At 69.3% G+C, this 14,574-nt stretch carries 12 protein-coding genes; 6 read left to right on the top strand and 6 right to left on the bottom strand.

Translation table 11 applies throughout. The features are described from left to right. The first annotated feature begins 1 nt into the window (after position 1). From EJK91_RS00245 to EJK91_RS00225, 5 genes are read left to right on the top strand one after another with little or no spacing between them, the layout of a single operon-like run. The gene (locus EJK91_RS00245; RefSeq protein WP_046300229.1) at positions 2–1,996 is read left to right on the top strand and encodes a magnesium chelatase subunit D family protein; all 1,995 of its coding nucleotides are present in this window, start codon (positions 2–4) and stop codon (positions 1,994–1,996) included. Then, positions 1,996–2,610, top strand: coding sequence for a cob(I)yrinic acid a,c-diamide adenosyltransferase (gene cobO / locus EJK91_RS00240; RefSeq protein WP_125077946.1), 615 nt, complete (start codon positions 1,996–1,998; stop codon positions 2,608–2,610). Before EJK91_RS00245 ends, cobO begins: the two co-directional genes overlap by 1 nt. A 15-nt stretch (positions 2,611–2,625) precedes the next feature. After that, positions 2,626–4,980: a cobyrinate a,c-diamide synthase gene (locus tag EJK91_RS00235; RefSeq protein ID WP_241178590.1), complete on the top strand. Its 2,355-nt coding sequence runs from the start codon at positions 2,626–2,628 to the stop codon at positions 4,978–4,980. Beyond that, entirely contained in the window at positions 4,977–5,900 is a 924-nt protein-coding gene (gene cbiB / locus EJK91_RS00230; RefSeq protein ID WP_046300227.1) for an adenosylcobinamide-phosphate synthase CbiB, read from the top strand. Before EJK91_RS00235 ends, cbiB begins: the two co-directional genes overlap by 4 nt. Positions 5,901–5,910: 10 nt before the next feature. Further along, positions 5,911–6,348 carry a GNAT family N-acetyltransferase gene (locus EJK91_RS00225; protein WP_024441962.1) on the top strand — a complete coding sequence of 146 codons (438 nt, stop codon included), beginning with the start codon at positions 5,911–5,913 and terminating at the stop codon, positions 6,346–6,348. A gap of 379 nt (positions 6,349–6,727) precedes the next feature. On the opposite strand, the gene EJK91_RS00220 is transcribed toward EJK91_RS00225, so the two are convergent. Both EJK91_RS00220 and EJK91_RS00215 read right to left on the bottom strand, forming a co-directional pair. After that, positions 6,728–7,153, bottom strand: a complete 426-nt coding sequence (locus tag EJK91_RS00220) for a nitroreductase family deazaflavin-dependent oxidoreductase (protein ID WP_024441963.1) — start codon at positions 7,151–7,153, stop codon at positions 6,728–6,730. Positions 7,154–7,167: 14 nt separating this feature from the next. Continuing rightward, positions 7,168–7,458 (bottom strand): antibiotic biosynthesis monooxygenase family protein, encoded by a 291-nt coding sequence (locus tag EJK91_RS00215; RefSeq protein WP_024441964.1) that lies wholly within the window; start codon positions 7,456–7,458, stop codon positions 7,168–7,170. 120 nt (positions 7,459–7,578) lie between these two features. On the opposite strand from EJK91_RS00215, the gene EJK91_RS00210 reads away from it, so the two are divergent. Then, a complete protein-coding gene (locus tag EJK91_RS00210; RefSeq protein WP_024441965.1) occupies positions 7,579–8,025 on the top strand; it encodes a hypothetical protein in 447 nt (148 codons plus the stop codon). Here EJK91_RS00210 and EJK91_RS00205 read toward each other — a convergent pair. Genes EJK91_RS00205 through cobN form a run of 4 tightly spaced genes read right to left on the bottom strand, consistent with a single transcriptional unit; the run spans position 8,011 to position 14,499 of the window. After that, positions 8,011–8,745, bottom strand: a complete 735-nt coding sequence (locus tag EJK91_RS00205; RefSeq protein ID WP_024441966.1) for a cobalt-precorrin-6A reductase — start codon at positions 8,743–8,745, stop codon at positions 8,011–8,013. The genes EJK91_RS00210 and EJK91_RS00205 overlap by 15 nt on opposite strands. After that, entirely contained in the window at positions 8,742–10,193 is a 1,452-nt protein-coding gene (locus tag EJK91_RS00200) for a cobyric acid synthase (protein ID WP_046300226.1), read from the bottom strand. The genes EJK91_RS00205 and EJK91_RS00200 overlap by 4 nt, the downstream gene beginning before the upstream one ends. Beyond that, the gene (gene cobF, locus EJK91_RS00195; RefSeq protein WP_125077944.1) at positions 10,193–10,930 is read right to left on the bottom strand and encodes a precorrin-6A synthase (deacetylating); all 738 of its coding nucleotides are present in this window, start codon (positions 10,928–10,930) and stop codon (positions 10,193–10,195) included. The genes EJK91_RS00200 and cobF overlap by 1 nt, the downstream gene beginning before the upstream one ends. Further along, complete coding sequence (gene cobN, locus EJK91_RS00190; RefSeq protein WP_206430371.1) at positions 10,927–14,499, bottom strand: cobaltochelatase subunit CobN; 3,573 nt, start codon at positions 14,497–14,499, stop codon at positions 10,927–10,929. The genes cobF and cobN overlap by 4 nt, the downstream gene beginning before the upstream one ends. Positions 14,500–14,574 lie beyond the last annotated feature (75 nt).

Here is a 14,574-nt window from a genome sequence, read left to right as displayed (position 1 = left end):
AATGCAACAGCTGTACCCGTTCCCCGCTGTCCTCGGCGGCGACCCGGACGCCCCGGGCGGCCTCGACGACATGGCGTTGGCGCTTGTCCTGAGCGCGATCTCCCCCGGCATCGGCGGCGTGCTCATCCGCGGCGAGAAGGGCACCGCCAAGTCGACGCTGGTTCGCGCGCTTGCCCAGGTGCTGCCGCCCATCGATGTGGTGGCCGGCGACCGGTTCTCTTCCGATCCCGCTGAGGCGAACCCGCTCTCCCCCGACGGTCCGTTCCCCAGCGACGCGACCGTCGAGACCCGACCGGTGCGCCTGGTGGAACTGCCGGTCGGCGCCACCGAAGACCGGGTGGTGGGCTCCATCCACCTGGAACGGGCGCTCACCGCCGGCACCGTCGACTTCGACCCCGGGCTGTTGGCACGCGCCAATCGCGGCATCCTCTACGTCGACGAGGTCAACCTGCTGGCCGACCACCTGGTGGACCTGCTGCTCGACGCGGCGGCAATGGGCCGGCTGACGGTGGAACGCGATTCAGTGTCGGTGACCCACGCCGCGCGGTTCGTGATCGTCGGGACGATGAATCCCGAAGAGGGCGAGTTGCGCCCGCAACTGCTTGACCGGTTCGGTCTGACCGTCGAGGTGTCTGCCCCGCGCGAACCGGCGTTGCGAGCCGAGGCGGTACGGCGGCGGCTGGCGTTTGACGCCGACCCGCAGGGTTTCGCCGCGAACTACGCCTCGGCAGAAGAGGGGCTGCGGGCCCGGATCCGTCAGGCCCAGGAACTGCTGCCCAAGGTGGCGCTGACCGATCACGCATTGGTCAAGATCGGCGAGATCTGCGCGGCGTTCGACGTCGATGGGCTGCGCGGCGACATCGTCTGTGCCCGCACCGCGGTAGCTCATGCGGCGTGGCAGGGGCGCGACGCGGTCAGTGTCGAGGACCTTCGGGTGGCCGCCCGGTTGGCCCTGCCGCATCGGCGTCGGCGCAAGCCGTTCGATGCCCCGGGCCTTGACGAGACCGAGCTCGACGAACTGCTGCCGCCGGAGGATTCCGGTCCCCAGCCCGACCCGGATGGTCCGGGACCCGACGGGCCCGATCCTGACGGTCCACCGGATGGTGGTTCACCGCCGCCGGAACAACAGTGCGGGCCTACACCGGCCGCGCACTCTGAGCCGGGCTTCACCTCGACGGTGGGCGCCGACTCCCCTTACCGGGCAAGGCTTTTCTCCGTCGACGGCGTGGGCGAGGGACGCGCCGGCCGGCGCAGCAGGGCCCGCACCAGTTCCGGACGCCGGGTGGGCGCCACCACATCCGGCGACACCGGCGGGCTGCACCTGTTCGAGACGCTGCGTGCCGCTGCACCGCATCAGAGTGCCCGCGGCAGAATCGGCGGCCGGATGATCCTGAAGGTGAGAGATCTTCGCCGCGCCGTCCGAGAGGGCCAGGAAGCCAACCTGGTGCTGTTCGTGGTGGACACCTCCGGATCGATGGCCGCCATCGAACGGATGCGCCAAGTCAAGACCGCGATCTTGTCGTTGCTGCTGGACGCCTACCGTCGCCGGGACCGGGTGGCGGTGGTGACGTTCCGGGACACCACGGCGGAATTGGCGTTGCCCGCGACCGGTTCGGTGGAGATCGCCGCCGTCCGGCTCGACGAATTGCCCGCCGGTGGCCGCACCCCGTTGGCCGAGGGCCTGCTGCAGGCCGCCGAGGTGATCCGCCGGGAACGACTGCGTGAGCCGGCCTGCCGCCCGCTGCTGGTGGTCTTGACCGATGGCCGGGCCACCGCCGGCACGAGCCCGGTCGAGCGCTCCCTGATGGCCGCCGACCAGATTGCCGGGCAGGGATATTCGGCGGTCGTGGTGGATTGCGAGAACGGCCGGATGCGGCTCGGATTGGCCCGGACGCTGGCCGAGCACTTGCGGGCCGAGTACGTTCCGCTGCCGCAGGTGAGTGCCGAAGCACTGGCCGGAGTCGTCCGCGATGCCACCGGAAGGGGAGCCGCCTGATGCCGCAGGGACAACCGTTGGCAGTGCCCGACGACAATCTGACCACCCGCCAGCGTCGCAACCGGCCGCTGCTGATGGTGCACACCGGCGACGGCAAGGGGAAGTCCACTGCCGCATTCGGATTGGCGTTGCGCGGCTGGAATCAGGGCTTCGACATCGGGGTCTTCCAGTTCGTGAAATCCGCGAAGTGGCGGGTCGGCGAACAGAGCGTGCTCGAGCGGCTGGGCGCACTGCACGCCGAGACGGGTGAGGGCGGCCCGGTGCAGTGGCACAAGATGGGCTCGGGATGGTCGTGGAGCCGCAAGGCCGGTGGCGTCGAGGATCACGCCGGCGACGCCGCCGAGGGCTGGGCCCAGATCAAGGAACGCCTGGCGGCACAGACCCACGACCTGTACATCCTCGACGAGTTCACCTACCCGATGGGTTGGGGCTGGGTGGATGTCGACGACGTGGTGGAGACCTTGGCCAACCGCCCGGGCCACCAGCACGTGGTCATCACCGGCCGGCGCGCCGATCCGCGGCTGATCGAAGTCGCCGACCTGGTCACCGAAATGACCAACATCAAGCACCCGATGGATGCCGGCCAGAAGGGCCAGCGCGGCATTGAGTGGTGAGGCATGGTGAGCGTGGTGACCGTCTCCCTGCCCCGGCTGGCCATCGCCGCACCCGCATCCGGGCACGGCAAGACCACGGTGGCGGTCGGCGTGATGGCCGCGCTTTCCGCCCGCGGCCTGGGAGTCAGCGGGCACAAGGTTGGCCCGGACTACATCGATCCCGGCTATCACGCGCTGGCCACCGGCCGGCCGGCCCGCAACCTGGATCCGTATCTGGTCGGCGCCGACCGAATCGTGCCGTTGCTGCTGCACGGCGCCGCAGGCGCGAATGTCGCGGTGATCGAAGGCGTGATGGGGCTTTTCGACGGGCGCCTGGGCACCGACGGTGAGTCCTCCACCGCCCACATCGCGGCGTTAACGGCAACGCCGGTCGTATTGGTCGTCGACGTCTCACATGCCTCCCGCACGCATGCGGCGGTGCTGGCGGGCCTGGCCGGCTTCGATCCGGCGGTGCGCATCGCCGGGGTGGTGCTCAACAAGGCTGGCAGCGCACGGCACGCCGAGGAAGTCGTTGCCGCGTTGCGCCCCAGCGGCATTCCGGTGCTCGGAGTGTTGCCCCGCGACGCGGGTGTGCAGACACCGTCGCGGCATCTCGGACTGGTGCCGGCGGCCGAGCGCACCGAGTCCGCTGCCATGGCCGATCGACTTGCGGCGCTGATGGAGCAGTACGTGGATGTGGAAGCGCTGTTGGCGGTGGCGCGCCAGGCTCCGGAGTTGAACGGCAGCGCTTGGGACCCGGCTGCCGAAGTCAGCGCGGCGTCGGGGCGCCGGCCGGTGGTGGCTGTCGCCACGGGGCGCGCATTCACGTTCGGCTATACCGAGACGTTCGAGCTGCTGCGCGCCGCCGGTTGCGAGGTGGCGAGCTTCGACCCGCTCACCGACACGTGCCTGCCGGCCGGTACCGCAGGGATCTACCTGGGCGGCGGGTTTCCGGAGGTCTACGCCGGGCAGCTGGGGGCCAACACTGCGCTACTGGGTGCGCTGCGCTCAGCGATCACCGCAGGAGTGCCGACGGTCGCCGAGTGCGGCGGGCTGGCGTACCTGTGCCGTCGGGTGGGTGAGGACGCGGGCGTAGGCGCGCTGCCGGGCGCTGCGGCGATGACAACGCGCCTGACGCTGGGCTACCGGGAAGCCACGGCGGCGGCCGACAATCTGTTGGCACGGGCGGGAGATCGGGTGACCGGGCACGAATTCCACCGCACCCAGGCTGTTTTCGACTACGCCGTCAGCGCGGCCTGGCAGCTTCCCAACGGCCCGGACGGCTTTGCCGCCAGCAGCCTGCATGCGTCCTACCTGCACACCCATTGGGCCGGATATCCCGGGCTGGCGCAGCGGTTCGCCGACGCGGTGCACCGTTTCGGCGGCCCGGATCTGCACCATCACGGCGATGTCGAGGCCGCGCCCGGCCTGCTCGATTTCGCGGTCAATGTCTATGCCGGGCCACGTCCGGACTGGCTCGAGCGCACCCTGCATGCCTCCCTCGACGACGCCATGGCTTACCCCGAGACCTCAGCGGCCCGCGCCGCGTTGGCAGCCCGGCACGGTCGCACCCCCGCGGAGGTGCTGCCCACTGCGGGCGCGTCGGAGGCCTTCGACCTGGTGGCGCGCATGCGACCGTGGCGCTTTCCGGTGGTGGTGCATCCGCAGTACACCGGACCGCATGCCGCGCTGACCGCCGCCGGTCGCACCGTCGGCACGGTGCTGTGCCGGGCCGACGACGGGTTCGCACTGCACCCGGATGCGGTGCCCCCCGACGCCGACCTCGTCGTCGTCGGCAACCCGACCAATCCCACCGGGGTGTTGCACCCGGCGCAGACGCTGCGTCAGTTGTTGCGTCCGGGACGGGTGGTGCTGGTCGATGAGGCGTTCCTCGATGCGATCCCCGGTGAGCCGGAAACCCTTTGCGGGGAGCGGTGTTCGGGGCTTCTGGTGAGCCGCAGCCTGACCAAGCACTGGTCGATACCCGGGATTCGCGCCGGGTATCTGCTCGGCGATCCCGCGCTGCTCGCCGACGCGGCACGCCTGCAGATTCCCTGGTCGGTTTCCGCTTCAGCGCTGGCCGCCATGTCGGCCTGCTCGGATGAGCGGGCGGTGTGCGAAAGTGAACGCCGGGCGCAGCAATTGGTCTCCTGGCGGGCGCACTTGGGTGAGGGACTCGCCGAGCGTGAGGTGCGATTCGTCGCAGGGTTGGCGCCCTTTGTACTGGCCCAGGTCGGTCGCGGCGTGCATAAGACGTTGCGTGAGAACGGTGTTGCCGTGCGACGTGCCGACACCTTTCCGGGCCTGGATGACAGCTGGGTGCGGATCGCGGTCCGTCCTCCCGACCTGACCGATCGGCTGCTGGCCGTACTAGACCGGACGCGGCGGTGATCGCGGCCCGGGCACTCGGGCTGGCGCTCGGCTACGCCGCTGACCGCACCTGGGGTGATCCGCGGCGGCTGCATCCGGTCGCCGGATTCGGGACGTGTGCGCTGGCGTTGGAGCGTCGGATCTACCGCGACGATCGGGCAAGCGGAGTCGCCCATGTTCTGGCACTGGTCGGAAGCGCGACCGGGTTGGCGTTTCTCGCCGAGCGATGGGCTCGGAATCCGATGGCGCGCATGGCACTGACCGCCCTCGCCACCTGGGCGGTGCTCGGCGGCCGATCCCTGGAACGCGAAGCCGAAGCCGTGCACGCCTTCCTGGCCGCCGGCGACCTGGAGTCAGCCCGGACCCGGGTGCGCAACCTGGTCGGTCGCGACACGACCGCGTTGGGTCCAGACGAGGTCGCGCGGGCCGTAGTCGAGTCGGTGGCGGAGAACACCTCCGACGCCGTGGTGGCGTCGTTCGTGTGGGGTGCGGTGGCAGGCGTTCCAGGACTGGTCGCGCACCGCACCGCCAACACGATGGATGCGATGATCGGGCACCGCAGCGCCCGCTACGAACGGTTCGGCTGGGCGGCAGCCCGTTTGGATGACGTGCTGGGATTGCCGGCCTCCCGATTGAGCGGTGTGCTGGCGAGTGCCCTGGGCCCTGATAGCGCCGGCGCGCTGCGGGCGTGGCACCGCGACGCCCGCCACCACCCCAGCCCCAACGCCGGGGTGGTCGAGGCCACCTTCGCTGGGGCGCTGGGACTGCAGCTCGGCGGGGTCAATACCTACTACGGAAATCGGCGTGAAGATCGCGCGCGGATGGGCTACGGTCGGGCGCCTGTGCCGTCCGACATTTTCCGGACGACGCGGCTGGCCCGGCGAGTGGGCGTGGGCGCGCTGATCACCGCGGTGACGTGGTGTCTGACCCGAGGCGGATGAGGAGGTAGCGGTGGCGGCCCTCGACGGTGTCGAGTTCTCGACCGATCCTGCGCGGGTGGATCGGGATTGGCTCTGGAATGAGCTGGTCGAGCACACCTACTGGGCGAAGTACCGCACCCGCGCCATGTTCGACCGTCAGCTCGACAGCGCATGGCGCATGGTGGGCGCCTACCGGGCCGACGACGGCGCGATGATCGGTTTCTGCCGGGCGGTCTCCGACGGTGCGGCCTTCGCGTACCTGGCGGACGTCTATGTCGCGCGCGATCAACGGGGCGGCGAGATCGGCAAGGGGTTGTTGCGGACGATGATCGACGAGGGCCCCGGTCGGGATTTCCGCTGGACGTTGCACACCGCTGACGCGCATGGCCTCTATGAGCAATTCGGCTTCGCTGCCCCGGACGCGACGTATATGGAGCGCCCCAGCCGGCTGGCGCATATCCGGGACTGATCACGACTTTTCGTCGGCGCCCAACGCTTCATCCACAGTTGGGATTTCACCGGTGCGGCTTATGGGGCTTTCGGTGGAGGCGGGCCAGCGGGAGAATGCCTAGCGTCAGCGCCATGCCTCCGCAATCCTGGGTGGCGTTGATCGTGGGCGACCTGGCCACCGTCGGGGTCATCGTGACCTGGCAGCAGAGGAACCGCGCCGACCGGCGCAGCGAGTGGTAGCGGCGCACTGCCTGGGCTTTCGACAGGACATTCAGCGAGAACAACAGCCAGGCCGGTCTCGGCTGATCACTCCTGGCCGCCTTGATGCGGTCTGAACTTGTGACCGTCGATGCCGCGTACTCCGCGAGTTCGCCGAGTCCTGATCGCTGCCCTGCACGTCACGGCTCGCCTTTGATCAACTCGACCACCGGGATGACCCGCTGGGTGCGTTCGCGATAGGTGGCGAAACCCGGGTAGCGCTCGGCTTGGATCCCATAGAGCCGGTCGTGTTCGGCGCCGGTGATCTCGGTGGCCGTGACCGCGAAAGTGTCGGTGCCGAGTTCGACGGTCGCCGAAGGGTTCGCCCGCAGGTTGTGGTACCAGCTCGGATGGTTGTCCTTGCCCTCGTTGGACGCGAACACGATGATCCGGTCGCCCTCCGGGAGATACATCATCGGGCTGGTGCGCTGCTGCCCGGATTTGGCCCCGGTGGTGGTCAGCAGCAGGACCGGGGCCCCTTCGAACGGTCCGCCCAGTTTTCCGCCGCTGCTGCGAAACTCCGCGATGTTACGGGCGTTGAATTCCAGGGTGCGCGCTGTGTCCACGGACGACCATCTCCTTAGTCGATATCCACGAAGTGCTCGATCACCGGCGGTGACTCGTAGAAACCGTGCAACAACGCACGCCACTGTTCGAATTCCGGCGACTTCCGGAACCCCTCGGTGTGCGCCTCAATGTTCTCCCACTGCACCAGCAACAGGTAGAGGTTCGGCGACTCGACCGACCGGGACATCGAAATCCCGAGGAATCCGGGCTGGGCGGCGATCAACGGCCGCGCCTTGGCGAAGGCCGCTTCGAAATCGGCTTCGCTGCCTGGCCGGATGGGCAGTACTCCATGTTCCACAATCACGCCTGTCAGTCTGCCCGACGGCGGGTGGCGAGGATTACCGCCTAAAGACTCTTGTCTGTTACCGAATGACACAGATACGTTATCTGCGACTGACAGACACAGATACCTGGAGGTGACGGGATGAGCGCTCTCGCGGCGGCAGTCGTCTTTGCCTGGTTGGGCATGGTGCTGGCGATCTCATTTCTGGAAGCGCCCCTGAAGTTCCGCGCGCCGGGGATCACCATCCCACTGGGGTTGGGTATCGGCCGACTGGTGTTCCGGGCCCTCAACGCGGTGGAGGTCGTGCTGGCGATGGTGGTGGTGTTGGTGGTGGCCACCGACGCGCCGGGACCGATTTCGGTGGCCGGGGTGGGGGCTGCGGTGGTGGTGCTGACCGTACAGATCTTGGTGGTCCGGCCCCGGCTGCGCCGCCGCTCGGATGCGGTGCTGGCCGCGCAGAGCGCCCCGCCCGGTGGGATGATCGAGCGCTCCCGCGCCCACTACGCCTACGCCGGGCTGGAAGTGGTCAAGGTCGCCGCACTGCTGACCGCGGGTGCCGCACTGCAACTCGCCTTAGTCGCCGGTTAGCACCCAGGCCAACGCGCCCTCGACGTCGGTCACCGTGGCCACACCCTCCGGTTGCGCCGGTCGGCGCACGACGACCACCGGCAGGCCGAGTTCCTCGGCTGCCCGCATCTTCGGCCAGGTGTATTCGCCCCCAGAGTCTTTCGTGACGACGACGTCGGCGCGGTGATCGCGCAGCAGCGCGAGTTCTCCGGGCAGACCGTAGGGTCCCCGGTCCTTGACCACCGACCAGCTGGGTGGCATGCCGATGGACGGTGCCTCGACCACCCGCGCCAGCACCGCCGCGTCGGCCAGCGCCGGCAGGTACGACGCCAACTGCTGACGTCCGATGGTCAGCACCGGCCGCCGCCCCAGCCGGGCTGCGATCTGGGCGGCCCGCTCGTGCGAATCGGCCCAATGCCAGGACTGCCCGGCGCGCTGCGACCAGCCGGGCCGCTCCAGCCGCAGCAGTGGTCGGCCGGCCGCGGCACACGCGGCGGCCGCGTTGGCCGACATGGTCGTCGCGAAGGGATGGGTGGCGTCCACAACGACGTCGTAGTCGGCCAATGCCGCTCGCAGACCGTCGATCCCGCCGAAACCGCCGATCCGCACCGCCCCGACCGGCAGCCGCGGGTCGGTGACGCGGCCGGCCAGTGACGTCGTGACGTCGACGCCCGCAGCGACCAGCCGATCGGCGAGTGCCCGGGCTTCGGCGGTGCCGCCGAGCAGCAGCACGCGCGTCACGGTGCCCCCGGCGGTAGGAATGGCAGCCCGGACGGTGGTCCGCCGCCTGCCAGATCCAGCAGGGCGTCGATATCCAGGTGCTCTTCGATCAGATCCCCGAGCAGGTCGAGCCGGCGTTCCCGGGCGGCGGGAAACGACACCTGCGTCGGCGGCAGCCCGAGAGTTTCGGCCAGGAATGCCGCACGCAGCGCGTCGACCTCCAAACAGCCGTGGCGCATGGTGCCGAAAACCTGGCCGGTGCGGACGCCGCCGGCAAAAGCAGCCGCGACGTCTCCGCGGCTGATCCGGCCGTGGTGGATCTCGTAGCCGCCGTCGGACAGCCGCAGCACCTTGTCCGCGGCAAAGCATGTTTCGACATCCAGCAGGCCCAGACCGCTTACTTCGCCGGGTGCTCCCTCGATTCCCTCGGGATCGCGGATCATTCTCCCCAGCATCTGGAAGCCCCCGCAGATACCCAGTACCGGCTTGCCTGCGGCGGCGTGCGCGGCGATCGCGGTATCGATTCCGCGCGACCGCAGCCAGGCCAGGTCGCTGATGGTTGCGCGGGTTCCGGGCAGCACCACCAGATCCGCGCCGGACACCCCGCGCGGGTCGGCAGCGAACACCACGTCCAGATCGGGCTCGAGTCCGAGGGCGTCCAGGTCGGTGAAGTTGCTGATCCGCGGAAAGCGGATCACCGCCACGCGTCGCGCGCCGGTGCGTGCCGAGCGCCGGCCGTCGAGGTCGAGCGCGTCCTCGGAGTCCAGCCACAGCTCCGGGTGCCACGGCAGGGTGCCGAACACCCGGCGGCCGGTGAGGCGCTCCAGATCGGCCAGCCCGGGTTCTAGCAAGCGCAGCTGTCCGCGGAACTTGTTCACGATGAACCCCGCCACCAGCGCCTGGTCCGCTTCCGACAGCAGCGCGACGGTGCCGAAGAACGCCGCGAACACCCCGCCACGGTCGACGTCACCGACGACCACTACCGGCATCCCGGCGTGGCGAGCCAGGCCCATGTTGACGTAATCGCCGGCGCGCAAGTTGATCTCGGTTGGGCTGCCGGCCCCCTCGGCGACGATCACGTCATAGCGCCCGGCGAGATCGTCGTAGGCACCGTGGGCTGCCTGGGCCAACGCTGCGCGGCCGTGCATCCAGTTCGACGATGACAGGGTCCCCCACGGCCGGCCCATGAGCACTACGTGGCTTTGCTGGTCACTGCCGGGTTTGAGCAGAACCGGGTTCATCGCCGGCTCCGGGTCAACGCGCGCTGCGCAGGCCTGAATCCATTGCGCCCGGCCGATTTCAGTCGCAACCCCGTCGTCGCCGACGCACACCATGGAGTTGTTCGACATGTTCTGCGCCTTGTAGGGCGCTACCCGCACGCCGCGGCGAGCCAGCGCCCGGCACACCCCGGTCGCCACCACGGTCTTACCGGCGTCGCTGGTGGTTCCGGCGATCAGGATGCCCGCCATCAGGTACGCCGCACCAGCAACAGATCCATCACCCAGCCCGCCTCCGCCCGGGCCGCATCACGGGCGGTCGCGATCTCGTCGACGACGTCACAGACCCGGCCGGTGACCAGCCGCTCCCCCGCCGCGCCGAGGTTGGCGCCCCACCAGATCGTCCAGTCGGCCACCGCGGACAGGTCGAGCCGGTCCGGGTTGAGCATGGCGACGATGTTGTCCTGACCAGCGGCAACCGCGTCGGTCAACCGCCGACCGGTGGTGATGTGTACCGGACGGCCCACTTCGTGCAGCACGATCCGGTGCCGGGCGGCCAGCAGTTGCGGGGCGCTGATCCCAGGAAGAACCTCGTAATCCAGTTCAACACCAAGGGCTTTCACCTGCTCGACGATGCGGATCGTCGAGTCGTACAGCGCCGGGTCACCCCAGACCAGGAAGGCGGCCGTGCCGCCGCGGGTCCGCAGCACGTCGGCGTAGCGCTGCGCCCGCGCCGCATGCCAGTCGGCCACGGCGCGGGTGTAGCCGGGCTCGGTGAGCCCCGGGGAGCGGTCGCGGGCCGGATCGGCGACCGCGACGATAGGAGTCGAGGCGGCGTAAGTGTCGACGATGGTGCGCCGTAATACCAAAAGACTGTCGTCGGAGGACTTCTCGGATGCCACTATGTAGTCGGCCGACCGCAGTGCGCTGGCGACCTCGGCGGTGACGTGCGCAGGTCCCATGCCGATTCCGAGAATCCAGACTTTCACCGATCCTCCAGGTCGCCTTCTACGTCCAGGTAAGCCTGCCGCAACGCTGCCATGGTCTCGGGGTCGGGGTGCTCCCACAGGCCGCGGTCGGCGGCCTCGGTCAACCGTTCCACGATGCCGTGCAGCGCCCACGGGTTGGACTTGTCGAGGAACTCCCGGGTCTGCGGGTCCAAGACATATTCGGCCGCGAGCTTTTCATACATCCAGTCGTGCACCACACCGGCGGTGGCGTCGAATCCGAACAGGTAGTCGACGGTGGCGGCCAGTTCGAACGCACCTTTGTAGCCGTGTCGCCGCATCGCGGAGATCCAGCGCGGGTTGACCACCCGCGCGCGGAACACCCGGGCGGTCTCTTCGGCCAGCGTGCGAGTGCGGACGGCATCCGGAGAGGTCGAATCCCCCACATAGGCTTTCGGATCGGAGCCGGTCAGCGCACGCACGGTCGCGATCATGCCCCCGTGATAGACGAAGTAGTCATCGGAGTCGGCGATGTCATGCTCGCGGGTGTCGATGTTCTTGGCGGCCACCTTGATCCGGCGGTAATTGGTGCGCATGTCGTCAGCAGCCGGCGCACCACCGAGTCCGCGACCGTAGGCGAACCCACCCCAGGTGGTGTAGACCTCCGCCAGGTCCTTGTCGTCTCGCCAGGTTCCTGATTCGATCACCTGCAGGATTCCGGCTCCGTAGGACCCGGGCGCCGAACCGAAGATCCGGGTGGTGGCGCGGCGCAGATCCCCATGTTCGGCTAGGTCGGCGCGAGCGTGCGCCGCCACGAAATTCGCGTCGTCGGGCTCGTCGAGGGTGGCGACCATCTGCACGGCGTCGTCGAGCATCGACACCACGTGCGGGAAGGCGTCCCGGAAGAACCCCGAGATGCGCACCGTCACGTCGATTCTGGGCCGGCCGAGCTCCTCGGGTGAGATGACCGCCAGCCCGGACACCCGCCGCGAAGCCTCGTCCCACTCGGGTCGCACGCCGAGCAGGGCCAGCACTTCGGCAATGTCGTCGCCGGAGGTGCGCATCGCCGAGGTGCCCCACACCGACAGCCCGACCGACTCCGGATAGTCACCGGTGTCATCGAGGTAGCGCCGCACCAACGAGTCGGCCATCGCCTGCCCGGTCTGCCACGCCAGCCGGGACGGCACCGCGCGGGGGTCGACGGTGTAGAAGTTGCGTCCGGTGGGCAACACGTTGACCAGACCACGCAACGGCGACCCCGACGGCCCCGGCCGTACGAACCCGCCGGACAGCGCGTGCAGCACCGCGTCCAGCTCGGCCGACGTGCCGGCCAGCCGCGGAACCACCTCGGTGGCAGCGAATCTCAACACCCGACATACCTCGGGGTCGGGATGCAGCGTGTCAGCCAGGCCGGTCTCCCAACCGCCAGCCTCCATGGCTTCGACCAATGCGCGAGCGCGGTCCTCGATCTCGTCGACGACCGCCGCAGCGGCGTCTTCCTTGAGCCCCAGCGCGGCCCGCAGGCCCGGTACCGCATGGTCTACCCCGCCCCACACCTGCGGAGCCCGCAGGATCGCCAGCACCAGGTTCACCCGCTCCGGTCCAGTCGGAGCGCCGCCAAGCACGTGCAGGCCGTCACGGATCTGGGCGTCCTTGATCTCACAGAGCCAGCCGTCGACATGAAGCAGGAAGTCGTCGAACTCCTCATCCTCGGGCCGCTCATCCAAGCCCAGGTCGCGGTGCATCTCCGCGGCCCGCATCAGATTCCAGATCTCACCGCGGATCGCCGGCAGCTTGGCCGGGTCCATAGACGCGATGTTGCCGTACTCGTCGAGCAGCTGCTCCAGCCGCGCGATGTCGCCGTAGGACTCCGCACGTGCCATCGGCGGGATCAGGKGGTCGACGATCGTGGCGTGCGCCCGCCGCTTAGCCTGGGCGCCCTCGCCGGGGTCGTTGACCAGGAACGGGTAGATCAACGGCAGGTCGGCGATCATCGCGTCGGTGGCGCAGGCGGAAGACAACGCCGCGGTCTTGCCGGGCAGCCATTCCATCGAGCCGTGCTTGCCCAGGTGTATCACCGCGTGCGCGCCGAAACCATGTGCCAGCCAACGGTATGCGGCCAGATAGTGGTGGCTGGGCGGCAACTCAGGATCGTGGTAGATCGCCACCGGGTTCTCCCCGAACCCCCGCGGCGGCTGGATCATCAGCACGACATTGCCGGATTGCAGTGCGGCCAGCACGATCTCGCCGGCATCGTTGACGAACAGCTTGCCCGGCGCCGGACCCCACGCCGTCGCCATGGCATTGCGCAGGCCGTCGGGCAACTCGGCGGTCCACTGCGCATACTGCTGCGCGGTGACCCGCACCTGCGCGCCGGCCAGCTGCACCGCCGACAGCCAGTCCTCGTCCTGACCACCGGCCTCAATCAGGGTGTGGATGAGGCGATCGCCGGCCTGCGTCTCGTCTGCGACGTCGAGCACGCCAAAGCCGTCTCCGACGTCGTAGCCCTCCACCGACAGCCGCCGCAGCAGCCGCACCGCCGACACCGGGGTGTCCAGACCGACGGCGTTGCCCACCCGGGAGTGCTTGGTGGGATAGGCCGACAGCACCAGCGCCAGCTTCTTCTGCCCATTCGGAATACGGCGCAGCATCGCGTGATTCACCGCTACGCCGGCCACCCGGGCGCAACGCTCCGGGTCGGCGGCGTAGTGCGGCAGCCCGTCGTCGTCGATCTCCTTGAAGGAGAACGGCACCGTGATGATCCGTCCGTCGAATTCCGGGATGGCGATCTGGGTGGCCGAATCCAACGGGGTCACGCCGTCGTCGTTGGACTCCCAGTCCGCGCGGGAGGACGCCAGGCACAAACCCTGCAACACCGGGATGTCCAGCGCCGCGATCCGTTCGATGTCCCACGCGCCGTCGTCGTCACCGGCACTGACCCCGGCGGTGGCGTTCATCGCCCCGCCGGCCGCCAGCATGCAGACCACCACCGCGTCCAGCGTGCCCAGTGCAGCGAACAGCTCCTCGGGGGAATTGCGCAGCGAGGCAGCGAAGATCGGCACCCCGACCGCCCTGCCGGTGGCATCGATCGCATCGGCCAAAGCGTGGGCGAATCCGGCGTTGCCGCTGACCTCGTGGGCGCGGTAGTACAGCACCCCGATCCGTACCGGGTTCGCAGCCTCGACGCCTTCCCGCTGAGCGAACCCCCATTCCGGGATCACCGCCGGCTCCTCGAAGCCCTCACCGGTCAGCAGCACCGTGTCGCACAGAAACGCGTGCAGCTGGGCGAGGTTGGCCGGTCCGCCTTCGGCGAGGTAGGCGTGCGCCTGGGCGGCCAGGCCGATCGGGACCGTGGAGCACTCCATCAGCTCGGCGTTGGGCGAGCGCTCCCCGCCGAGCACCACCAGCGGCAGGCCGGTCGCGCGCAGCAGCTTCAGTTCCTCGGCGATCTCGGCCGATGACCCCAGGACGCGCAGCACCACGACATCGGAGCCATTGACCAGCGGTTCGATGTCGTGGCGTGCGGGGTTCCCGAGCCGGTATGCCGCGCCGCTGGCCCGCGCGGACAGCAGGTCGGTGTCAGAGGTGGAGAGCAGGGCGATACGCCGCATAATCGGTTCCTCCCGGGGGTTCGCGCCCCGCATAGTCGGATGCCCCGCGGCCAGTATCTGGCTAACACAGTGGCG

The organism is Mycobacterium sp. P7213, assembly GCF_900604305.1.
Classification (GTDB): Bacteria; Actinomycetota; Actinomycetes; order Mycobacteriales; family Mycobacteriaceae; genus Mycobacterium.
The sequence above is the reverse complement of the archived record's forward strand: the minus strand, read 5'-3'. Positions and strand labels throughout refer to the sequence as shown.